Annotated in this window: 18 protein-coding genes and 1 pseudogene; 7 read left to right on the top strand and 12 right to left on the bottom strand. The window is 72.5% G+C overall.

From position 1 onward, the window contains the following. Positions 1-5 precede the first annotated feature (5 nt). From QM779_RS01285 to map, 4 genes are all read right to left on the bottom strand, one after another. A complete protein-coding gene (locus QM779_RS01285; RefSeq protein WP_428530449.1) occupies positions 6-695 on the bottom strand; it encodes a FadR/GntR family transcriptional regulator in 690 nt (229 codons plus the stop codon). Positions 696-723: 28 nt separating this feature from the next. After that, positions 724-1,578, bottom strand: coding sequence for an acyl-CoA thioesterase (locus tag QM779_RS01280; RefSeq protein ID WP_428530447.1), 855 nt, complete (start codon positions 1,576-1,578; stop codon positions 724-726). Continuing rightward, entirely contained in the window at positions 1,575-3,419 is a 1,845-nt protein-coding gene (locus tag QM779_RS01275) for an AMP-dependent synthetase/ligase (RefSeq protein ID WP_428530445.1), read from the bottom strand. The genes QM779_RS01280 and QM779_RS01275 overlap by 4 nt, the downstream gene beginning before the upstream one ends. A gap of 196 nt (positions 3,420-3,615) precedes the next feature. Next, positions 3,616-4,386 carry a type I methionyl aminopeptidase gene (gene map, locus QM779_RS01270; protein ID WP_428530443.1) on the bottom strand — a complete coding sequence of 257 codons (771 nt, stop codon included), beginning with the start codon at positions 4,384-4,386 and terminating at the stop codon, positions 3,616-3,618. A 118-nt stretch (positions 4,387-4,504) separates the two neighbouring features. Between map and QM779_RS01265 the strand changes: the two genes are divergently transcribed. The 3 genes and pseudogenes from QM779_RS01265 to ettA all read left to right on the top strand — a co-directional run bounded on the left by QM779_RS01265 (position 4,505) and on the right by ettA (position 9,669). Continuing rightward, positions 4,505-4,963 (top strand): MarR family winged helix-turn-helix transcriptional regulator, encoded by a 459-nt coding sequence (locus QM779_RS01265; RefSeq protein WP_428530441.1) that lies wholly within the window; start codon positions 4,505-4,507, stop codon positions 4,961-4,963. 4 nt (positions 4,964-4,967) lie between these two features. Continuing rightward, complete coding sequence (locus QM779_RS01260; RefSeq protein WP_428530439.1) at positions 4,968-7,778, top strand: FAD-binding and (Fe-S)-binding domain-containing protein; 2,811 nt, start codon at positions 4,968-4,970, stop codon at positions 7,776-7,778. 207 nt (positions 7,779-7,985) lie between these two features. Then, a pseudogene (ettA, locus tag QM779_RS01255) lies at positions 7,986-9,669 on the top strand (energy-dependent translational throttle protein EttA). 22 nt (positions 9,670-9,691) lie between these two features. On the opposite strand, the gene QM779_RS01250 reads toward ettA, so the two are convergent. The 6 genes from QM779_RS01250 to QM779_RS01225 form a co-directional block, all read right to left on the bottom strand. Beyond that, complete coding sequence (locus tag QM779_RS01250; RefSeq protein ID WP_428530437.1) at positions 9,692-10,144, bottom strand: single-stranded DNA-binding protein; 453 nt, start codon at positions 10,142-10,144, stop codon at positions 9,692-9,694. 105 nt (positions 10,145-10,249) lie between these two features. Beyond that, positions 10,250-11,161 carry an extracellular catalytic domain type 1 short-chain-length polyhydroxyalkanoate depolymerase gene (locus tag QM779_RS01245; RefSeq protein WP_428530435.1) on the bottom strand — a complete coding sequence of 304 codons (912 nt, stop codon included), beginning with the start codon at positions 11,159-11,161 and terminating at the stop codon, positions 10,250-10,252. 115 nt (positions 11,162-11,276) lie between these two features. Then, positions 11,277-12,881, bottom strand: coding sequence for a GTPase (locus tag QM779_RS01240; protein WP_428530433.1), 1,605 nt, complete (start codon positions 12,879-12,881; stop codon positions 11,277-11,279). After that, complete coding sequence (locus QM779_RS01235; protein WP_428530431.1) at positions 12,878-14,590, bottom strand: ABC transporter; 1,713 nt, start codon at positions 14,588-14,590, stop codon at positions 12,878-12,880. The genes QM779_RS01240 and QM779_RS01235 overlap by 4 nt, the downstream gene beginning before the upstream one ends. 9 nt (positions 14,591-14,599) lie before the next feature. Beyond that, entirely contained in the window at positions 14,600-16,015 is a 1,416-nt protein-coding gene (locus tag QM779_RS01230) for a PrsW family intramembrane metalloprotease (RefSeq protein ID WP_428530429.1), read from the bottom strand. A 144-nt stretch (positions 16,016-16,159) separates the two neighbouring features. Beyond that, positions 16,160-16,867 (bottom strand): M50 family metallopeptidase, encoded by a 708-nt coding sequence (locus tag QM779_RS01225; RefSeq protein WP_428530427.1) that lies wholly within the window; start codon positions 16,865-16,867, stop codon positions 16,160-16,162. A 139-nt stretch (positions 16,868-17,006) separates the two neighbouring features. Between QM779_RS01225 and QM779_RS01220 the strand changes: the two genes are divergently transcribed. Then, on the top strand, positions 17,007-17,735 hold the full coding sequence (locus QM779_RS01220; protein WP_428530425.1) for an esterase/lipase family protein: 729 nt from the start codon (positions 17,007-17,009) through the stop codon (positions 17,733-17,735). 9 nt (positions 17,736-17,744) lie between these two features. Here QM779_RS01220 and QM779_RS01215 read toward each other — a convergent pair whose 3' ends face one another. Next, on the bottom strand, positions 17,745-18,344 hold the full coding sequence (locus QM779_RS01215; protein WP_428530423.1) for a malonic semialdehyde reductase: 600 nt from the start codon (positions 18,342-18,344) through the stop codon (positions 17,745-17,747). Positions 18,345-18,574: 230 nt separating this feature from the next. Between QM779_RS01215 and QM779_RS01210 the strand changes: the two genes are divergently transcribed. The 3 genes from QM779_RS01210 to QM779_RS01200 all read left to right on the top strand — a co-directional run bounded on the left by QM779_RS01210 (position 18,575) and on the right by QM779_RS01200 (position 21,109). Next, positions 18,575-19,828 (top strand): MFS transporter, encoded by a 1,254-nt coding sequence (locus QM779_RS01210; RefSeq protein ID WP_428530421.1) that lies wholly within the window; start codon positions 18,575-18,577, stop codon positions 19,826-19,828. Positions 19,829-19,907: 79 nt separating this feature from the next. After that, positions 19,908-20,624 (top strand): type 1 glutamine amidotransferase, encoded by a 717-nt coding sequence (locus tag QM779_RS01205; RefSeq protein ID WP_428530419.1) that lies wholly within the window; start codon positions 19,908-19,910, stop codon positions 20,622-20,624. Between the two features lie 74 nt (positions 20,625-20,698). After that, positions 20,699-21,109 (top strand): PLD nuclease N-terminal domain-containing protein, encoded by a 411-nt coding sequence (locus QM779_RS01200; RefSeq protein WP_428530417.1) that lies wholly within the window; start codon positions 20,699-20,701, stop codon positions 21,107-21,109. A gap of 24 nt (positions 21,110-21,133) precedes the next feature. Here the strand turns inward: QM779_RS01200 and QM779_RS01195 are convergent, their stop codons facing one another. Beyond that, the gene (locus tag QM779_RS01195; protein WP_428530415.1) at positions 21,134-22,069 is read right to left on the bottom strand and encodes an EamA family transporter; all 936 of its coding nucleotides are present in this window, start codon (positions 22,067-22,069) and stop codon (positions 21,134-21,136) included. Between the last annotated feature and the right edge of the window lie 32 nt (positions 22,070-22,101).

The raw sequence follows: 22,101 nt of genomic DNA, 5'->3' as shown, positions 1-22,101 counted from the left end.
CTGCGTCAGGCGTCGGCGGGCTTCTCGGGGACCAGGTCGTGGTCCAGGTGCGTCGCCATCGCGTGGGCGGCGGCGACCGGGTCGCCGGCCTCGATAGCGGCGAGGATCCCCTCGTGGTCGGCCGCGCGGATGTCGTGGCTCGCGCCGTAGACGACCACGCCGGCGTCCACCGCGCGGCGCAGCGCGGCCATCACCCCCGCGTACAGGCCGGTGAGCAGCTGGCTCCCGGTCGCCTCGAGGACGAGGAAGTGGAACTGGCCGGGCGTGCGTCCCCGCTCCCAGCGCACCGGCAGGTCGGGATCGGACGGACGGTCGTGCGCGAGCGCGGCGCGCAGCCCGTCCAGCTGTGTGGCGGTGCGGTTGCGGGCGGCCTGCTGGGCGGCCTCCAGTTCGAGGGCCCGGCGGTAGCCGAGGATCTCGGCCACGTCGAAGTCGGCGATGTAGTCGGCCAGCACCGAACTCACCGGCACCCGGGAGCGGACGAACGTGCCGCGCCCGGGCAGGGCCTCCAGCATGCCGAGGTTCGCCAGCGTCCGCACGGCCTCGCGGACGGTGGTCTTGCCCACGCCCAAGAGTTCCATCAGCTCCGGCTCGGTGGGGATCTGCTCGTTGACCGCCCACTCACCCGAAGCGATCCGGCTGCGCAGGTACGCCAAGGACCGCCGCGCCCTCTCGGTGCCGGTTCCACCCTGCACGGGGACCTCCTCGTCGTGGAGCGTCAGTCTAGAGGGCGGGCCAGCGCGCGGCCGCAGCGCGCATGCTCTCCGGGAGCGGCACGGGACGGCCCGTGGCGTCCCCGCAGACCAGCACCGTCCGGGTGCGGGTGAGGACGGAACCGTCCAGCGGGTCCTCGACCTGGGCGACGATCGTGACCGACGTCCGGCCCACCCGCCCGATCGCCGAACGCACCCGGTACGGCTCGCTGCGGTGCGCGATCTGGCCCACGTAGTCCACGTCCTGGCGGGCGACCATCCACAGCAGCCCGTCCGCCGCCGCGGTGTGCATCCGGGTGGTGTCGTCGCCGTCGGGGTTCATCCGGATCCGGGCCTCCGCGACGAAGTCGAACACCCGCACGTTGTTCACGTGCCCGTACGGGTCGAGGTCGGACCAGCGGACGACGAAGTCGTAGGCGTGCGCCCGCTCACCGACCCGCTGGTCACCGAGACCACCGAACGGCTCGAGCGGTCCGGACTGGTCGACGAACCACGAACGCTCCGCGCTGGTCATCCGCCGCGGCCGTCCGGCGACGTAGTCGTAGAGGCACAGCACCGATCGGGCCCTGGCGAGCTCGCGTCCGTCCTGCACCACCGAGTAGCCGAGCGTGAACCGGGCCGCGCCGACCGTCCCCACCCGGAGTTCCACCTCGACCGGGTCGACCCCGAACGCCACCGGCCCGAGGTACTCGACCTGGTGGGAGACCACCATCGTCGAGGAGCCGAGCAGGTGTGCGTTCGACCCGGACAGCAGCCAGTCGACCCTGGCCTCCTGCAGGTAGTCGGCGACGACGGCGTTGTTGACGTGGCCCTGGGCGTCCAGGTCGACCCATCGCAGCGGGACGCGGCTGACGAACCCGCTCACTCGGAGTCCACCGGCTCCTCGTCGTAGAGCGACTCGACGACCTCGGCGTACTGCTCGGTGACGACCTTGCGGCGGATCTTCATGTTCGGGGTGACCCCGCCGTCGTCCACGCTCAACTCCGCGGGCAGGATCGCGAACCGCTTGACGGTCTCCCAGCGCTCGAGCTTGCCGTTGGCCGCCCCCATGAACCGCTCGATGGTCTTGCGGAGCTCCGGGGACTGCGTGATCTCGGCGTAGTCCCGGTCGGCCATGTCGTGCCGGGCCGCCCACTTGGCGAGGTTGTCGCGGTCCATGGTCAGCAGCGCGGAGATGTACTTGCGACCGTCGCCGACCGCGACCACCTGCGACACGTAGGGGACGGACGCGGCGATCACACCCTCCACCTTGGCCGGGGCCACGTACTTGCCACCGGAGGTCTTCATCAGGTCCTTCTTGCGATCGGTGATCGTGAGGAACCCGTCCGCGTCCAGCTTGCCGATGTCGCCGGAGTGGAACCAGCCGTCGACCAGCACCTCCGCGGTGCGCTCGGGGTCGTTGTGGTAGCCGCGCATGACGGCGGGGCCCTTGATCAGGATCTCCCCGTCCTCGGCGATCTTCACCTCGGTGCCGACCAGTGCGGGCCCGACCGTCCCGAACCGGATCGGCAGCGGCAGGTTCACGCAGGTGACCGCGCCGGTCTCGGTGAGGCCGTAGCCCTCGACGACCATCAGGCCGGCGGAGTAGAACCACGCCTGCACCTGCGAGCTCAGCTTCGCCGAGCCGGAGACGAAGAAGTCCACGTTGCCGCCGACCCGGTCCTTCAGCTTGCTGAACACGAGGCGGTCGGCGATCGAGTAGGCCAGCCGCATCGCCACCGGGAGCGGCTTGTCGGCGAGCCGGTACTCCCGGGACGCCCGCCCGACGGCGAACGCCCAGCGGGCGATGCGCCCCTTCAGGCCGTCCTGCGGGGACGACAGCAGCACCGCGGCACGCACCTTCTCGAAGATGCGCGGCGCCCCGCACATGAAGTTGGGGTGGACCTCGCCGAGGCCCGACACGATGTGGTCGATCCGGCCGTCGACAGCGGTGGAGAAGCCGATGCCCAGCTGGATCGTGAGCAGGTCCTTGCCGAACACGTGGGACAGGGGCAGCCACAGGTACTGCAGGGCGGAGGGGCTGATCAGCTCCATCTCCCGCAGCACGACCGCCTGGTACACCCAGCAGCGGTGGGTGAGTTCGACGCCCTTGGGCAGGCCGGTGGTGCCGGAGGTGTAGATCAGGGTGGCGAGGTGGTCGATCCCGATCGCTGCGATCGCCCTGTCGACGGCCCCGGGGTCGGACGCGAGCAGGGCGCGGCCGCGCTCGGCGAGCTGGGCGAGGCTGAGCACGCGCTCGCCGTCCCCTTCCCCGTCGAACAGGACGACGTGGTGCACCTGTGCGGACGCCTCGGCGGACTCGTCGAGCTTGGCGACCTGCTCGGCGTTCTCCGCGATCAACACGACCGAGCCGGAGTCGGTGACGATGTGCGCGAAGTCCTTGCCCTGCGTGTTCGGGTAGATCGTGGTGGTCGCCCCGCCCGCGCAGTTGATCGCGTAGTCGGTCAGGATCCACTCGATCCGGGTGTTGGAGGAGATCGCGACCCGCTCCTCGGGCTTCAGCCCGATCGCGAGCAGGCCCGCGGCGTACTCGTCCACGCGACGGCGGGTCTCCGTCCAGTCGATCGAGACCCAGGTCTCCGTGGCGTCGGGGTAGCGGAACGCCTCCTTCTTCGGCGTCTGCTCGACCCGCCACCGGAACAGCGCCCCCGCGGAGGGTGGTGCGCTCGCGACGAGTGCGTCGGCGTCGATCGTGGAAGCTCCCATGAAACCCTCACATCCCCCGTTGGACTGTCTCCGCAGTCTAGGGGGTGCCGGTCCCCGGCGTCCCTCCCCCATCCACCGCCGCGGCACGAGGGGACGGTTCTTTCGTACCCGGCACGAAGGAACCGTCCCGGCGGACCCGGCACGAACGAACCGTCCCCGGCGAACCCGGCACGACGGGGACGGTTCCTGGCGTGCCCTATTCGTGCGGGGTGAGGATCTCCACGCCGGCGTCGGTGATCGCCACCGTGTGCTCGACGTGCGCCGTGCGGCAGCCGGTCGCGCTGCGCAGCGTCCAGCCGTCCGCGTCCACGGTGAGTTCCGCGGTGTCCCGCATCACCCACGGCTCGATCGCCAGCAGCATGCCGGGAACCATGGTGAGTCCGCGGCCGGGACGTCCGTCGTTGGCGATGTGCGGGTCCTGGTGCATGGTGCTGCCCACGCCGTGGCCGCCGAAGTCGGTGTTCACGCGGTAGCCGGCGGCCCGCAGCACCGACCCGATCGCGTGTGAGATGTCGCCGATCCGCCGACCGGCTCCCGCGGACGCGATCCCGGCGGCGAGCGCCTGCCTGGTCACCTCGATCATCCGCTCGTCCTCGGGATCCGCGGGTCCGCCCACCACGAAACTGGTGGCAGCATCGGCCACGCAGCCGTCGATCGACACGGCGAGGTCCAGGCTGAGCAGGTCGCCGTCAGCGAGGACGTAGTCGTGCGGCAGGCCGTGCAGCACCGCGTCGTTGACCGACGTGCAGATGACCTTGCCGAACGGCCCCCGTCCGAAGGACGGCGCGTAGTCGACGTAGCACGACACGGCTCCGGCCTCCTCGATCAGTTGCCGCGTCCACTCGTCGATCTCCAGCAGGTTGGTGCCGGGGACGGCGCGCGCCCTCAGCGCGTCCAGCGTCCGGCCGACGAAACGCCCGGCCCTCCGCCCGGCCGCCAGGCCACGCTCCCCCATCACTTCGATCACGGGTACTCCTCATCGGTGTCGTGCAGGGGGTGCCGGGCCAGCCTACGCGCCGTCCGCGGACCCTCCCGCTCGGCGTGGCGTTTGTTGAACTGTAAACTTCTTTGGTACCATCGGCAGCGTGACCACCCAGCTCGAACCCCGTTGGCTGACCGCAGAGCAGCAGCGTATCTGGCGCGCCTACCTGAACGGCGTCGCACTCGTGAACGAGCAGTTGGACGCCGACCTGCGACCCTTCGGACTCGACCTCGGCGAGTACGAGATCCTGGTCCACCTCTCCGAGTCGCCCGACCGCGCCCTGCGCATGTCCGACCTCGCCGAACGGGTCCGGCAGTCGCGCTCCCGGCTCACCCACACGATCTCCCGGATGGAGTCCAAGGGCCTGGTCGCACGGACCGCCTGCCCCTCGGACCGGCGCGGCGTGATCGCCGTGATGACCACCCACGGCTACCAGCTGCTCGTCGACGCGGCCCCTTCCCATGTCGCCTCGGTGCGCCGGGTCCTGGTCGACCCCATCGCCGCGGACGACTTCGAGGCGCTCGGCAGGGCGATGGAGGCCGTCACCCGCGTGACAGACTGAGGTCGTGCCGGCCGCCGCAGCGTTCACCGATCAGGTCGCTGCGCTGGCCACGGCCGGATTCGCCCTCGACACCTCCACACTCACCCGCGCCCTCCACAGCAGCGACGCGTCGCTCTACCGCGTCCCACCCGCCGCTGTCGCCCGTCCGCGCAGCGTCGCCGAACTGCGTGAGCTCGTGGACGCCGCGCGCGCGGCCCGGCTTCCGCTGACCTCCCGCGGGGCTGGCACCTCGGTCGCCGGCAACGCCATCGGTCCCGGCCTGGTCGTCGACTGCACACGGCTGGACGCGATCGCCCACCTCGACGCCGCCGGTCGAGCCGCGATCGTCGAGCCGGGCGTCATCCCGGCCCGGCTGACGGCGGCCGCGGCACCGCACGGCCTGCGGTTCGGTCCGGACCCGTCCACGGCCGACCGCTGCACGATCGGCGGCATGATCGGCAACAACGCCTGCGGCCCCCGCGCCCTCGGCTACGGCCGCACCGCCGACAACGTCCTCGCCCTGGACGTGGTCACGGGGGCCGGCGAGCACCTGTCGCTCGGGCCGGGGACGAGCCACGCCGGCTCCCCCACGCTCTCCGCCCTGCACGACCTGGTGATGGCGAACCTCGGTCTGATCCGCACCAGGTTCGGCCGGTTCCCCCGCCAGGTGTCCGGCTACAGCCTCGAGCACCTGCTGCCCGAGAACGGCTTCGACGTCGCCCGCTTCCTGGTCGGGTCGGAGGGCACCCTGGCCGTGGTCACCGGTGCGAGGGTGCGGCTGGTGGCGGACCTGCCCCACCGTGCGGTGGTGGTCGTCGGGTACCCGGACATGGCGGCCGCGGCCGACGCGACACCGGCCGTCCTGCCATCGCGTCCGACCGCCGTGGAGGGGCTGGACCGACGCATCGTGGACGTGGTGCGACGCCGCCTCGGCGCGTCGGCGGTGCCCGACCTGCCGCGTGGTGAGGGCTGGCTGTTCGTCGAGCTCACCGACACCGATCCCGGTGCGCTCTCTGCCCGGGCCACAGGGGTCGTGTCCGCGGCGGGTGGGCGGGACGCGATCGTGGTCACCGACCCGGTGCGCGCCGCGCGGTTGTGGCGGATCCGGGCGGACGGTGCCGGCCTGGCCGCCGTCGGACTGGACAGGCCGGCCCACGCCGGCTGGGAGGACGCGGCGGTTCCCCCCGAGGTGCTGGGCGCCTACCTTCGCGACTTCGACGCCCTGCTCGCCGCGCACGGGCTGCACGGCCTGCCCTACGGGCACTTCGGCGAGGGCTGTGTACACGTGAGGATCGACTTCGAGCTGTCATCGCCCGCGGGGGTGGCCGGGTACCGCCGGTTCGTCGAGGACGCGGCCGACCTGGCCGCCGGGTACGGCGGGTCGTGCTCGGGCGAGCACGGCGACGGCAGGGCCCGCTCCGAGCTGCTGGGCCGCCTGTACGCCCCGGAGGCGCTGGCGCTGTTCGCCGCGGTCAAGCACCTCTTCGATCCCGACAACCTGCTCAACCCCGGCGTGCTGGTCGACCCGCGTCCGCTGGACGCCGACCTGCGACTGCCGGCCGCCGCTGGATCCGTCCTCCCCCGGCTCGACGCCCGCTTCGCCGCCGAGGTGCACCGCTGCACGGGGGTGGGCAAGTGCCTGGCCGACACCGGCGGCGTGATGTGCCCGTCCTACCGCGCGACCGGTCGAGAACAGGACTCCACCCGCGGTCGCGCCCGCGTCCTGCAGGAGATGGTGGACGGACGCCTTGTCGACGGCGGGTGGCGCGCGGACGAGGTGCACGAGGCGCTGGACCTGTGCCTGGCGTGCAAGGCGTGCGCGACCGAGTGCCCGACCGGCACGGACGTGGCGGCCATGAAGTCGCGGGTGCTCGAGGAGGCGTACCGCGGACGGCTGCGTCCCCGCAGCCACTACGCGCTGGGTTGGCTGCCGACGTGGGGACGCCTGGTCACCGCGGTCCCCGGCCTGCCGGGCCTGGTGAACGCCGCGCTCACTGCACCGGTGCTGGGCGGCGCGGCTCGCCGGCTCGCGGGGGTCGACGCCCGGCGCTCGCTGCCGCGGTTCGCGTCCCGGCCCGCGCGGCGCACCCCGACGCCCGAGGAGGCTCACGTGAGCGGTCCCGCGCCGGTCGCCGTCTGGGTCGACTCGTTCACCGACACCCTCGACGCCGGCCGGCTGGCCGCTGTGCTCGCGGTCTTGCGCGCTGCAGGCTTCGGCCCGCAGGTCGTGCGCCGGACGGCCTGCTGCGGGTTGCCGTGGATCACCACCGGCCAGCGCGAGCACGCCGCTCGGCTGCTGCGCCACGCCCTGGACGTGCTACACCCGCTGGTCGCCGCAGGAACGCCCGTCGTAGGGCTGGAACCGTCCTGCACGGCGGTGTGGCGGGACGACGCCGCCGACCTGGTCGACGATCCCCGGGTTGCGGAGGTCGCCGCCGGGATCCGGACGCTCGCCGAACTGCTGGACAACTCCGGGTGGGCGCCGCCCGACCTCACCGGGCTGACGGTCGTCGCCCAGCCGCACTGCCACCACTCCTCCGTCCTCGGCTGGGACGCGGACGCCCGTCTGCTCGGGCGCACCGGCGCGTCCGTTGTCACGGTGGCGGGCTGCTGCGGCCTGGCCGGCAACTTCGGCGTCGAACGCGGCCACTACGAGACGTCCGTCGCCGTGGCGGAGAACCACCTCCTGCCTGCCGTGCGGGCCGCCGGCCCGGACGCCGTCCTGCTCGCCGACGGCTTCTCGTGCCGCCTCCAGCTCGCCGACCTCGCCGGACGCCCGTCCCTGACGCTCGCCGAACTCCTGACGCGCCCGGCTGGTCGGTCGTCCCGAGCGTGACCCGGGATCTCCACGGTCGACCACCAGCGTCCACTCTGCTGGCGCGGGATGCCGGGTCAAGCCCGGCATGACATCCCCGCCTGGGTCATCCCGGGCGTGACCCGGGATCTCGGGGGCCACCTGGCGCTGGCGGCGAGCGGTGTGGGGCGCGCGGGCGCGCTGGCATAGACTGGGCCGCCGCTCCACACCTGCGCCAGGAAGATCGCCATGCCCGAGTTCGTGTTCACGATGCACAACGTCCGCAAGAAGCTGGGCGAGAAGCTGGTCCTCGACAACGTCACGCTGTCCTTCTTCGAGGGCGCGAAGATCGGCGTCGTCGGCCCGAACGGCGCCGGCAAGTCGACCATGCTCAAGCTGATGGCCGGCATGCTCACGCCGGACAACGGGGACGCGATGCTCGCCAAGGGCAAGACCGTCGGCATCCTGCTGCAGGAGCCCCCGCTGACCGAGGGGAAGACGGTCCTCGAGAACGTGCACGAGGCTGTGGCCGACACCAAGGCCAAGCTCGACCGGTTCAACGAGAATCTCCATGGCGATGGCCGAGCCGGACGCGGACTTCGACGCGCTGCTGGCCGAGATGGGCGAGCTCCAGACCGAGCTCGACCACCGCGAGGCGTGGGACCTGGACTCCCAGCTCGACCAGGCGATGGACGCCCTGCAGTGCCCGCCCGGCGACGCGATCGTCGACGTGCTCTCCGGCGGCGAGCGGCGCCGCGTCGCCCTGTGCAAGCTCCTGCTGCAGCAGCCCGACCTGCTCCTGCTCGACGAGCCGACCAACCACCTGGACGCGGAGAGCGTGAGCTGGCTGGAGGGCCACCTCAAGACCTACCCCGGCGCCGTCCTCGCCGTGACCCACGACCGGTACTTCCTCGACAACGTCGCGGAGTGGATCTGCGAGATCGACCGCGGCCAGCTGCACCCTTACGAGGGCAACTACTCCACCTACCTGGAGACCAAGCGCTCCCGCCTCGCCATCGAGGGCAAGAAGGACGCCAAGCGCGCCAAGATCCTGGAGAAGGAGCTGGAGTGGGTGCGCGCCAACCCCAAGGCGCGCCAGGCCAAGAACAAGGCCCGCCTCGCCCGCTACGAGGAGCTCGCCGCCGAGGCCGAGCGCAATCGCCAGGTCGACCTCGCCGAGATCAACATCCCGCCGGGCCCGCGCCTCGGCTCGGACGTGCTCGAGGCGAAGAAGCTCACCAAGGGTTTCGGCGACCGGATCCTGATCGAGGACCTGAGCTTCACCCTGCCGCGCGCCGGCATCGTCGGCATCATCGGCCCGAACGGCGTCGGCAAGACCACGCTGTTCAAGATGATCGTCGGCGAGGAGCAGCCCGACTCCGGCGAGCTCAAGGTCGGCGGCACGGTGAAGTTCTCCTACGTCGACCAGGGCCGCTCGGGCATCGCCCCGGACAAGAACGTCTGGGAGGTCGTCTCCGACGGCCTCGACCACATCAAGGTGGCCAACTTCGAGATGCCGTCGCGGGCCTACGTCGCGTCCTTCGGGTTCAAGGGCCCGGACCAGCAGAAGCTGGCCGGCGTCCTGTCCGGCGGCGAGCGAAACCGGCTCAACCTGGCGCTCACGCTGAAGATGGGCGGCAACGTGCTGCTGCTCGACGAGCCCACCAACGACCTGGACGTCGAGACGCTCCAGTCCCTGGAGGACGCGCTGCTCGAGTTCCCGGGCTGCGCCGTGGTGATCTCCCACGACCGCTGGTTCCTCGACCGGGTCGCCACCCACATCCTGGCCTGGGAGGGCACGGACGAGGACGACGCGGTCTGGTTCTGGTACGAGGGCAACTTCGCCGACTACGAGGAGAACAAGGTCGCCCGCCTCGGCGTCGACGCCGCCCGCCCGCACCGGACCGCGCACCGCAAGCTCACCCGCGGCTGAGGCGGCCGACGCAAGCTCGCCGTCATGCCGCGGAGGTCACCCCGTCGTCACCGGGCTCCTCCTCCGCCGGGTCGGCGACCAACTCGGTGACGGTCACCTCGTTGTCCTCGTCGGCCGCCGGCCGCGCCGACCGGCGGAAAACCGCCGTGCCACGGGACAGGTCGTGCCCGACCGCCTGCGCCTGGAGCTTGATCCGCTCGTGCGCGACGCCCTGGTCGTCGGTCCAGCGGTCGGTGCGCAGCCGGCCGACCACGATCACGGGGTCGCCCTTGCCGAGGCTGGACTTCACGTTCTGCGCCAAAGCCCTGCTGCAGGCGACCTGCAACCAGGTCGTCCTGTCGTCGCCCCACTCCCCGTTGCGCCACAGCCGGGGGGTGCAGGCCAGGCGGAACGTGGCGGCCACCCCTCCGTCGGAGAACTCCCGCACGTTCACCTCGCTGCCGATGTTGCCGGTGATCCAGACTTCCGCGTCCATCGATGGACTCCTTCCACTCGTTCTCACCGTTCATCTTCGGCAGCACGGGCGCGGAGCGCTCAGCGAGTTTCGCGACCTGTGGACAACTTCGGGCCTGTGGACAACTCACGCAGCCGGGTGGTGGAGGAAGAAGTCCCAGATCTCCGTGGTCGCCGACAGCGCGTCCGAGGGCGGGTCGGCCCCGGGGAAGCCGCCGGACGAGGACCCGGGCCACTGGTGCCCGGCCCCGGCGATCACCACCAGTTCGACCTGACGCCCGTCCGGGCAGGTCGCGGACGAGCGGGCGACGGCACCGTCCACCGACGTGGTGAACGCGCCGCAGCCGTCCCGTTCCCTCCACTCGTCCACGACCGCACGCACCGGCGGTCCGCTGAGGTGCGCGACGCCACTGCCTCGGCCTCCATCCAACCGGACGCGGTCGTCCGCTGCGCCGTGGATGTGCAGCACCGAGGTCCGGGCCGCCCCCGCGCAGTCGACCAACATCGTGCCGGCCACCGGCGCGACGGCCGCGAAGATGTCGGTCTCGCAGGCGAGCCGGTAGGCCATGATCGCGCCGTTCGACATCCCGGTGACGTACACCCGCCGCCGGTCCACCGCGACGAGCTGCTCGACCCGGGCGACCATCGCCGAGAGCCAGGCGACATCGTCGACGCCCTCGCGGCCAGGGCGGCCGCAGCACCCACCGCCGGCGTTCCACGCCCTGCCGACGCCGTCGGGGTAGGCGACGAGGAAGCCAGCTGCGTCCGCCTCGGCGTCCCACCCGTACGCCGTCTCAGCCTGCGCGCCGCTCCCGAAGCCGCCGTGCAGGACCACCACCAGCGGATAGCCCGACCCGGGCACCGCCGCGGCCGGACGGTGGACGGAGAACGTGCGGTCCAGCCCGCCGGAGGAGAGCGTGAACAAGGTCCTGCCCGCGGGGAGGACAGCCTGCTCCGGCGCTGGCGATGTGGACGCGCGAGCAGGCCCGCAACCGCTCACGATGAGGGCCAGGAGAAGGATCAGCACCCGGAGGGACACGAGCCGAGGATAGGCAGGGGATCCAGCCGGCGGAGACCCTTCCAGGAGACCTCCAGCCAATCGGCAGCCGGGCTCCAGCCTCGCGGGTACCTCCCGGCCCGCGTAGTTCAATGTGCTACGTGCGTGCGGCCTCCGCGACCTGCTGCCTCGCCAGCCGGTAGCGGGCGAGCTCGGCCTCGACGGGCTCGAAGACCTCCTCGGTGACCACAGCGCGGACCGCGTCCTCGAGGCTGCGCCGAGCATCCCTGGCGTGGGCGTTGGCCCCGATCTCGACCAGCGCGCGGCCCAGCACGCCCAGCAGCAAACCGGCCAGCACGCCCCCGACCAGCAGCCAGGTGCCGGCGGGGACGCCGTACCAGAGCACCGGCGGGAGCTGCGGCAGCCCGAGGCCGAGCAGCAGCGGGTTGGCGAGCAGCCACACCGCACCGACCACGACGGCGGCGATCAGCAGCCACTGGAGCACGCCGAACAACCCCCACCACCAGGTCCCCCGCCTGACCTCGAGGTCCGTGCCGGCGATCGCGACGTCCAGCCGGTCCAGCAGCACGGCCCTCCGATCGCCCGCGGCGTTCCGCACCGCCGACGCCCACCCACGGGGCAGGCCGGACGTCGCTGCGTCGGTCAGCTCACGCAGGCCCTGGTCGGCGCGAGCCCTCTGGACGGCGGACGCCTTCGGCAGCGATGTCCGGTTCACCTCGGTGGGGCTGTGGTCGCCGGGAGTGAGGTCGAGCCGCAGCCGCTTCAACGGGTCGGGACGCAGCCGTGCCAGCCAGGTCACGAACGGCCAGCCCGTGGCCACCGTGCCCCGCTTACGCCAGGCCCTGCGGACGCCGTCCACGGCGATCGGGACGCCCGCCGCGGCGCCGAGCCCGGCCACGACCTGTCGCTGCAGCCGCTCGTCCACCCGGGGGACGTTCGCCGTGCCGAGGTCCGCGGCGAGCGCCGTGGCCGCCACCGTCACGTCCGCCGACAGTCGGCGCGTCATCGCCTGCTTGTTGGCCACAGTGCGGGCGAGCGCCTCGCGCAGTTCCTTGATCCCGGTGCCGCGCAGCGCGGAGACCGCCATGATCGGAGTGGCCCGCAGTCCCTCGGCGTCGAGCAGCCGCCGCAGGTCGCCCAGGCACCGGTCCAGCTCCTCGGGAGTGAGCCGGTCGGCCTGGTTGAGCACGACCATCATCACGTCGGCATAGGGGGCCAGCCGTTTCAGGTAGCCCTCGTGCAGCGCGGCGTCCGCGTACTTCTGGGGGTCCACGACCCAGATCAGGGCGTCGACGAGTTCGACGAGCCGGTCGACGGTCAGCCGGTGCGACACCTCGGTCGAGTCGTGGTCGGGCAGGTCCAGCAGGACGAGGTCGGACAGCTCGTGCGGGCCAGAGGGGACGAGGTGCCTGCCGGTCACGTCCAGCCAGTCCAGCAGTGCGTGGGGCAACTCGCTCCCCCAACTGACCGCCATCGGCTTCGCCGTGGTCGGCCGCCGGACCGCGACCCTGGCCAGTTCGGTACCGGTGACGGCGTTGAACAGGCTCGACTTGCCCGAGCCCGTGGCGCCGGCCAGCGCCACGACGGTATAACTGCCGCTGAACGCGACCCGCTCCCCCGCCCGCTCGACCACCGCGCGGGCGTCCGCGGAGACCGCCGCATCGCTGCGTCCCTCGGCGGCCTCCACCGCCGCGGCGAGCGCGCGGACCCGCGCGGCCAGCCGGTCGTCGGCGGCGCTCACTCGAGCTCCCGCGGCTCGAGCCGTGCGTCCCCGGCCTCCTGCGCGGCCGCGAGCACCTCACCGGCCTGCTCGGGACGGACGTCGACCGCGTCCAGGACGTCGAGGTAGCGGCTCAGTTCGACCGCCATCAACGCCTCCACGCGGGCGTCCAGGTCGGCCTTGGCGCGCTTGGCGAGGCGGCGGACCGCGTCCTCGCCGAAGACCGCCTCCAGCACCCGCTGGGCGAGGACGGCCGTGCCGCCCGCGACGCCGATCTCGGCCCCGACCAGGCCACCGGTCTGGCTGAACACGAAGATCATCAGCGCGACCCCCACACCGTTCACGCCCAGGGCCCAGAACCGTGCGGTCGACTTCTTCGCCGCCCCCTCGCTCGCCACGAGGTCGAGGACGTCGCCCTGCCACTCGCGGATGGCCCGTGACACCGCGGCCGGGTAGTCGCTCGACGAGCGGGAGAGGTCGTCGGCGCCGGCGGACGCGAGCACCTGGCGCCCCGCGGGATGCGCCTGCCAGGCCGAATCGACCCGCCGCGCCGCCGCCTCCCCCTCCTCGCGGATCAGGACCTCCATGCCCGACTCCACGGCCAGCTTGACGTCCTCTGCGTGCGCCGGCTCGCCCTTCACGATCGCGACCAGACGGTCGCGCAGCCAGCCGATCTTCTGCTCGACGGCACGGAAGAACTCCCCCGTGCCCACGAAGTCCTGCCAGCGGGCCAGCACCTCCCCGCGCAGCAACGTGCCGTCGGCGCTCTGGACGGCGACCGACCGGACGGCCTCGGCGAAGGAGGATTCCGCGTCCGACCGGAGGGTCTCGAGGCTGACCACCTGGTCGGTGACGGCCTGGGCGACGGCGGGCGCCTGGGCGACGATCGAGCCGATCGCCCCGGCCAGGGTCTGCTGGACCACCTCGTTGCGGCTGACCGCGTCGGCGGCGAGGCTGCCCAGCCAGTCGCGGATTGGGGCGACCGCCGCGTCCGGGAGCAGGCCGTCGGCGTCCATCTCCGTCTCCGGCACGGCGAACAGCGGCGAGCGGCCGAGCCCGCGCTGGCCCATCATCTGGCCCAGGTGGACGGGCACCTCGTCCATGGCGGCCGGCGGAACCCGGTCGAGCACGACGGCGACGACGGCGTGGCGGGCGGCGGCCGCGCGCAGGTAGTCCCACGGCACGGCGTCGGCGTAGCGGGCGGCGGTCGTCACGAACAGCCACAGGTCGGCCGCACCGAGCAGCTGGGTGGCCAGCGCCCGGTTCTCCGCGACCACGGAATCGACGTCGGGCGCGTCGAGGACGGCCAACCCGCGCGGCAGCGTCGGCTCCGCCACCAGCTGCAGCGTTCGGGCGTCGGTCGCCGCCCCCGCACTGCGGGCGAGGCCGGGCAGGATCGCGTCCGACCCGAACCAGGCCGCGTCGTCGGGGTGGTGGACGAGCACCGGCGAGCGGGTGGTCGGACGGATCACGCCGGGGGTGGTGACCACGCGGCCCAGCAACGAGTTCACCAGCGTCGACTTGCCGGCGCCCGTGGACCCCCCGATCACGGCGAGCAGTGGCGCGTCCAGCCGGGCGAGCCGGGGCAGCACGTAGTCGTCGAGCTGGGCGACATCGGCCCGCGTACGCGCGAGCGTGGCCTCCGAGCCGGGCAGCTCGAGCGGGAGCCGGACGCCGGCGAGGGCGTCGCGCAGACGGGTCAGGGACGCGGTCAGGAGCTCTCCTCCCATGCGTCCCTCCTACCCCTTGGGCGGCCCCCAGGTCGGGTCGACGGCCGAGTAACCAGGTGATCCTATCGGCGGCTGGCCCACCGGCGCTGGCCAGTTGCCGCCGATCCCGGACGGTCCGGGATAGGAGGGCGGGACATAGGCGAGCGGCCGCTGCCTGCGCAGCCGCGGCAGGCTCAGCTTGAGCCCGCGCGGGTCGTCGATGGCGATCCCGCGCAGCGCCTTGGCCTGCTCGACGAGCGCCCGGGCCCGGACGGTCGCCGCCTCGTCGTAGATGCCGCGCACCTGCCCGTCCCGCAGGTAGGCGAGCTCGGTGAGGATGCGCTGCAGGCGGACGGTTGCGACGAAGACCTTCCACCCGCGGGTGGCCGCCACCAGCACCGCCCACCAGCGCGAGCGCTGCCGGGCGAAGACCACCGGATCGCTCTCCGGCAGCCAGCCGAGCTGCGCGTAGTCGCCCAGCCGCGCGGCGAGAACGCGTCCCTGCGCGAGCACCTGGCGGACCACGTACAGGACAAGGGTGAGCAGCAGCGGCAGCGCGACGAGGAGGTACAGCAGCCGCTGGCCGTCCTCGCTGTTCAGGCTGGCCTGGGAGTTGAAGACCATGTGCAGCAGCGCGGCCGCCCCGTAGCCCGCGATCGGGGCGAGGACGCGGACGACCTTGCTGCGGGTGCGCAGGGCGATCGCGACGCCGATACCGGTCATCATCGTGAACATCGGGTGGCCGAAGCACGTCCAGAAGCCCCGGAGCCAGACCAGCTGGCTGACCGCGGCGTCCGCGTCCCCCACGCTGATGGTCTGTGAGGCGTACACGATGGCGCGCGCGTAGTAGATGATGTTCTCGGTGAACGCGAACCCGGCGGCGGACAGCCCGGCCAGGACCACCATCGAGACCTGGGACGTGAGCCGGTAGCGCGCGACGATCGCGATCAGGAACAGCACCGACGCCTTGGCCGCCTCCTCGACGAACGGGGCGACGAAGATCGCGGCGCGGGCGCTGGTCGCGGGATCACCGTTACCGGCGACGGCGAGCTGCTGGGCCGCCCAGGTGTTCACGTTGAGGGAGAGGAACGTGGCGATCGCCATCCCCCAACCCAGCGCGAGGTACCACACCAGCAGGCGTTGGGGACGGTAGCGGTCCGCCCACACGAACACGACCGTCCAGAAGGCGAGGGTCGGGAGCGCCATCCAGAAGGCGCTCCTGATCGCGGAAGGGTTGATCCCCTGCACGACGCCGCCGGTGACCGGGGTGTCGGCCGTCAGCATCCGGTACTGCGCGAACAGCGCGACGACGAACAGGACGGTCAGGGCGACGACGGCCCACGTCCACCAGGAGGTGAGGATCCGCCGGGGCAGCGGCACCGAGGTGTCCACCGGCGCCGGGAGGTCGTTGCGCCGCCGCGCGAGGTCGGCCACCGGGTCGGTCATGGCGACCAGAGTACAAGCGCATCCTGAGCCGCCCGCACAGGTATCGCGGCACGCTGGGGACGGTTCCTGGCGTGCCGCCCCGGACAATACCGGCGGCATTCGGGGACGGTTCCTTCGTACCCGGCACGCGGGGACGGTTCCGGGTCAGGACGAGGGCGGCCAGATCCCGGGGAGGAGCCAGGACGCGCCGAGCACCAACGCGCCGAGCGTCAGGACGAGCCACAGCAGCGTCCACACCACCCGGGGGACGTGGGTGAGCGCGGCGAGTTGCGCGGCGTCCGAGCCCGGCGAGTGCCGCAGGAGCAGTTCGACCACCGGACGGGGCGCAGCGAGCAACAGCAGCCACGCGATCCCGTTCGCCAGCCAGCCCGCGAACTCCGGGGTGGCGTACCAGGTCACGAATCCCACCACCACGCCGGTCGCGAGGACGACCGCCGCACCATAGAGATTGCGCAGCTGCAGCAGCATCAGGGCGAGCAGCACCACGATCAGCCAGAGCAGGCCGACCGCGTAGCCGGCTCCCGCCAGCCACGCCGCACCGAGCCCGACGACCGAGGCGGCCGGGTAGCCCGCCAGCAGCGTGGCCACCATCCCGGGACCGCGCGGGCGTCCCCTGCTCACGGTCAGCCCGGACGTGTCGGAGTGGACGCGGATGCCGCTGAGCCTGCGTCCGACGAGGACGGCGACCACGGCGTGCCCCGCCTCGTGGCAGACCGTCACCAGCAGCCGCACCAGTGGCCACGCCACCAGGACGGCGGCCAGGGCGACCACGCCGACGGTCAGCGAGACCCGCAGGCCGGGCGCGGGGTGCGCGGTGAGGGCCCTGCGCACGAGCTCGCTGAGTACCTCCACGGGGATGTTCCTATCCGACGGTGACGCGATCTTGCCACTCGGGGGGCTGTGCGGGACGTGTGGATACGGGTGGGACGGGACGAGTGGCGGGATCGCGTCACGGGGCGGGCGGCCGCGGGCCACAGGGCAGGATGGAGGGGTGCGGGCGATCTGGTGGGTGCAGGACTACCTGTGGGCGGGGCTGCTGTGGCTCGGCTGCGTGGGTGCGCCCGCGACCCCCGACCGCTACGCCACGGCAGGCAGCGCCCGTACCGCGGACGGCAGCCACCTCCGCATCGACGGCCGCACCGCCGACCACACCCCCGCCGGCCGCACGATCGTGGTGGTGCCGGGCGTCTACGAGGACTGGCGCTTCCTGCGTCCGCTGATCGTCGCCCTGCACCGGGCCGGCCACGCCGTGCACGTCGTGCCTGCGCTCGGCCACAACCGCGTGCCGATCGCTGCCGGCGCGCACGCGCTGCTGCGCCTGGTCGTCGAACGTGACCTGAAGGATGTCGTGGTCGTGGGCCACAGCAAGGGTGGACTGGTCGGAAAGCTCGCCCTGATGGCGGACGACGGCCACCGGCTCGACCGGCTGGTGGCGGTGTGCACGCCGTTCCACGGCTCCCGCCGCTCGTACCTGCTGCCGCTGCGCAGCCTGCGTCCGCTGGCTCCCGGGCACCCGACGCTGGCCATGCTCGGCCGGCCGGACCCGGTGAATGCACGGATCACGTCGATCGCGAGCCGCTTCGACGAGCACGTCCCCGAGGGCAGCGAGCTCGAAGGGGCGCGCAACGTCCGGCTCCGGCTGACCGGCCACTTCCGCCCGGTCGGCCACCCGGCCGGGATCGCGGCGGTCCTGGCCGCGGTCGACCACCCGGCAGGGTGAACCGGCGGCTCAGGCGAGCGTGACCGCCTGGTCGAAACCGAGCCGCGGGTTGCGCGGGAAGTTGCCGTCCTGCGCGACGTGGCCGATGTTCACGACCATGAAGGTGCGCAGCGCGGTGCCGGGGTGGAACTCCTCGTCGATCGCCCCAGCGTTGACGCCGCCCATGGGTCCGGCGTCCAGGCCCGCGGCCCGGACGGCGAGGATGAAGCCGCCGGCCTGGAGCCAGGCGTTGTTGACCGCCATCGCCCTGCGCTGGTCGGCGTTCGCGTCGAACCGCTCCTTCGCACCGAGCGCCTGCGGGCTGACGACGGGCAGGTGCTCGTGGAAGTCGGTGTCGGCGGCGAGGATCGCCACCACGGGGGCGGACGCGGACTTCGCCCGGTTGCCCTCGGCGAGCAGCGGCAGGAGGCGCGCCTTGGCGGCCTCGGAGCGGACGAACGTGATCCGCAGCGGCTGGCTGTTCATGGCCGTCGGGGTGAACTTGGCGAGGTCATAGATGCGCGCGAGCTCGGAGTCGGAGACGGGCTCGTCGGTGAACTGGTACGCGGTGTGCATGTCGGTGAAGATGCTCTGGGCTGCGAGCGGCTCGAGCACGGTCTGCGTGGGCATGGAGGCTTCTCTCACAAGTAGTTGATACCTGAACTATATCAACGATTCACATCCCCCAAATCCCAACGCCGTTCGGTTTGACGGACCACCCCCGTGCTTGATGGGATAGGGGCATCCCCGACGCCGCGGTCCAGCCCTGCTGGCCGCCGCGAAGCATGTCCGCTGTCGCAGCGAGCCCGACACCCGCGGACGGGATGCCTGCTCGTCGTACCTTCCCGTTGGAGTCTGTTGTGTTCCGGCCAGCCCCGGCCCCGCTCGCCCGTCATCGCGCCCGCCTCATGCTGCTCGGGGCGTTCGCCCTGAGCGGTCTGATCTCCTTCTCCTGGCTCGCCCGCATCCCCGGCGTGCGCGACGACCTGCACCTCGGTGCCGCCGAACTGGGCGTCGTCCTCCTCGTGGGCTCGACCGGCGCACTGGTGACGGTGTTCAGCGCTCCCCTGATCCTGGGCCGCATCGGCAGCGCCCGGATGTTCGGCGCCGGCTCGGTGGTGATGACCGGCGGCTTCACGCTGATGGGCGTGGGTCCGGCGCTCGGGTCGCTGGAGGCGTTCGGGCTCGGGATCGTCCTGAACGGCATCGGCGGCGCACTCCTCAACGTCCCGATGAACGTGGAGTCGGCGCGCATCGAGCAGGCCTACGGACGCGCCGTCATCCCCCATTTCCACGCCGCGTTCTCCCTCGGCGCCGTCGGCGGCTCCGTCCTGGGCGCCCTGTCGGCAGCCCTCGGGGTGTCGGTGGTCGCGCAGTTCGCCGTCGTGGGCGTCCTCGTCGGCGCCCTGCGGCTCGTGGCGCTGGCCGGCGGCCTGGTCATGCCGGGCGCGCCCCGGCCCACCGCGGACACCGCGGCACGGGGTGCTGCTCCGGCTCGCGGTCGTTCGGTGTGGACGGAGCCCCGCACGCTGCTCGTCGGCGTCGTGGCGTTCGCCGCAGCGATCAGCGAGGGCGCGGCCAACAACTGGCTCTCGCTCGCCTTCGTCGACGGCTTCGGCGCCACCGAGGCGTTCGGCGGGCTCGTCCTCGGCGTGTTCATCGGCTCGATGGCGGTCGTTCGGGCCTTCGGGACGCGCGCCATCGACCGGCTGGGACGGGTCGCCACTCTCCAGTTGTCGGGGCTGTTCGGCGTCGCCGGGCTGGCCCTGTTCGCGCTCACGTCGCGGCCACAGGTGGCGCTCGTCGGTGTGGCGCTGTGGGGAATGGGGGCCGCACTGTGCTTCCCCCTCGCCGTCGCCGCCGTCTCCGACGATCCATGGAAGGCACCCGCCCGGGTCTCGGTGATGGCGTCGCTCGGATCGGTGGCCGCGATGACCGCGTCCCCGATGATCGGCCTCGCGGCCGACGCGCTCGGCGGCACCCGCCACGCGCTGCTCGTCGTGCTGGTCGCCCTGCTGGCCAGCCTCGCGGTGTCCCGCTTCGTCGGCCCCTCGCTCAGTCGAGTGGCCGACCCGCGCGACGCCCTGGACGCCGAGCCGGTCGCCGTCGCCTGAACGCAGGACCCCACCCGAGCCGCGGGGTCCCCACGCCCCTGTAACGTGACCGTCAGAATTCTCGGCTAATCTCCGGCGCATGCCGAGGGCAGTACGCGCCACGATCATCCAGCCGGACCCGAACGTGCCCGTCGACCGGTTCGGCCCGTGGCTGGCGAGCAACCGGGTGCTGGTGCGCGCGGTGCCGCTGTGGCAGCGCGACGTCCCGTCCATCGACGCCGTCGGTGACGGCATCCTGGTCCTGGGCGGCACGATGAGCGCCCACGACGGGGCCGACCACGCCTGGCTGGACCAACTCAAGAAGCTGATGGTCGACGCGGTGAATGCCGACGTCCCGCTCCTGGCCATCTGCCTGGGCCACCAACTGCTGGCCGAGGCCTTCGGCGGCGAGGTCACGGTCGCCCATCCCGACGGCGGCGAGCACGGGGCGTTCGGGGTGACTTGGCACGCCGGCGCGTCGGCAGACCCCCTGCTCGGCCGGCTCGCCGAGGGCGGCCACTCTCTGGTCGCCGAGTCCCACCACGACGCGGTCACCGCGCTCCCGAAGGGAGCGGAGCAGCTCGCCAGCAGCGAGCGCTACCCCAACCAGGCATTCCGGGTCGGTTCGGCGGTCGGCGTCCAGTTCCACCCGGAGGCGTCCCCCGAACTGATGGGACGCTGGGCAGAGCTCGACGGCCACGACGGACGCGACATGCGCCGCTCGATGCACGCCCAGGACACCGAGGTGTCCCGCACCGGGCGTCTGCTGGCCCAGGCCTTCTGCGGCCAACTCCGCGCCCACGCGATGGCCGCCTGACCTCACGCCCTCATGAGCACCAGCGTCGTGGAAATCCTGCGGCTATCGTTGGAGGCAGCTAGCCCAGGAGTCCGATGATCCGTCTGCTGCCGTTCGTGCTCGAGGCGATCCTGCTCGTCTTCTGCCTCATCGACTGCATCCTCGCCGATGACACGCGCGTCCGTAACCTGCCCAAGTGGGGCTGGGTCCTGCTGATCGTGATCATCCCGCTGGTAGGGGGCATCGCCTGGCTGGTGGCGGGACGCCCGCCCCGGGTGGCCCCTCGACCGACGACGTCGGCCCCGCAGTGGGAGAGCCCGCCGTACGTGCGTCCGCGCGCACCCGACGACGACCCGGAGTTCCTGGCCAAGCTGAAGCGGGACAACGCCGACCAGGAACGGTTCCTCAAGCGGTGGGAGGACGACCTGCGCCGCCGCGAGGACGAGCTGCGACAGCAGGACGGTGCGGGCGATCCCACCGACCCGAACCCCGACGACCAGCGCTGAGCGCCCGACGCAACGGTCGGCGGCTCAGCCGCCGGGGACGGGCTGGGGCGCGGGCACCTCGGTGATCGCCGGCTCCGCAGGGGCTGGACGCCGCGACCCCTGCCGCAGCGCGCCGATCATCACCCCCGCCACGACGACGACCCCGCCGAGGAGTTCCAGCCACCCCGGACGCTCCCCCAGCACGATCGCGGCCGTGATGATCCCGGCCACCGGCACGAGCATGGAGAACGGTGCGACGACGCCGGCGGGGTGCCGGGCGAGCAGCCACGTCCAGATGCCCGAGCCGACCGCTGTCCCGATCAGGCAGGTGTAGGCGAGGCCGATCCAGGCCGGCACCGCGGACGGGGCCAGCGCGGTCGCCAGCGAGGCGAGGATCTGTTGCGGGCCCGCGAACACCAGCGAGAGGGCGAGCATCGGGACGGGGACGACGACCGACATCCACAGCGTGAAGTGGAGCGGGTTGGGCGCCTTGGCCATCCGGCTGGCCAGGTTGCCGAACGCCCAGCCGAGGCCGCCGGCGAGGACGAGCAGGAACGGCACCAGGCCGGCGGCCTGGGCGCGCGCCACCCCGACGATCGCCATGCCGGCGATCGCGACGGCGATGCCCACCCACTGGCGTCCGCTGACGCGCTCGCGGAGCAGCACGGCACCGAGCGCGAGGGTGAACGGCCCGGACGCCTGCAGCACGAGCGAGGCCAGGCCGGTGGGAAGCCCCGCGGCCATGCCCGCGTAGAGGAAGGTGAACTGCGCCACCCCGAAGCCCAGGCCGTAGCCGATCAGCCAGCGCAGTGGCACCTGCGGACGCGGCACGAACAGCACGGTCGGGATCGCGATCAGCGTGAACCGCAGCGCGACGAGGAAGAACGGCGGGAACTGGTCGAGGGAGGCGTGGATGGCCAGGAAGTTGACTCCCCAGATGGCGGCCACGGCGATGGCGAGCAGGCGATGACGAACAGGCACGAATCCATGATCGGGCACCCAACCGTGAAGGA

Source organism: Propionicimonas sp., assembly GCF_049840635.1.
Taxonomy (GTDB): Bacteria; Actinomycetota; Actinomycetes; order Propionibacteriales; family Propionibacteriaceae; genus Propionicimonas.
The sequence above is the reverse complement of the archived record's forward strand: the minus strand, read 5'-3'. Positions and strand labels throughout refer to the sequence as shown.

Excerpts from the sequence above, each read along its gene's own strand:
- QM779_RS01215 (WP_428530423.1), bottom strand. The coding sequence starts at position 18,344 with ATGCCCACGCAGACCGTGCTCGAGCCGCTCGCAGCCCAGAGCATCTTC.
- QM779_RS01275 (WP_428530445.1), bottom strand. The coding sequence starts at position 3,419 with ATGGGAGCTTCCACGATCGACGCCGACGCACTCGTCGCGAGCGCACCA.
- QM779_RS01250 (WP_428530437.1), bottom strand. The coding sequence starts at position 10,144 with ATGGACGCGGAAGTCTGGATCACCGGCAACATCGGCAGCGAGGTGAAC.
- QM779_RS01205 (WP_428530419.1), top strand. The coding sequence starts at position 19,908 with ATGCCGAGGGCAGTACGCGCCACGATCATCCAGCCGGACCCGAACGTG.
- QM779_RS01230 (WP_428530429.1), bottom strand. The coding sequence starts at position 16,015 with ATGACCGACCCGGTGGCCGACCTCGCGCGGCGGCGCAACGACCTCCCG.
- QM779_RS01235 (WP_428530431.1), bottom strand. The coding sequence starts at position 14,590 with ATGGGAGGAGAGCTCCTGACCGCGTCCCTGACCCGTCTGCGCGACGCC.
- QM779_RS01200 (WP_428530417.1), top strand. The coding sequence starts at position 20,699 with ATGATCCGTCTGCTGCCGTTCGTGCTCGAGGCGATCCTGCTCGTCTTC.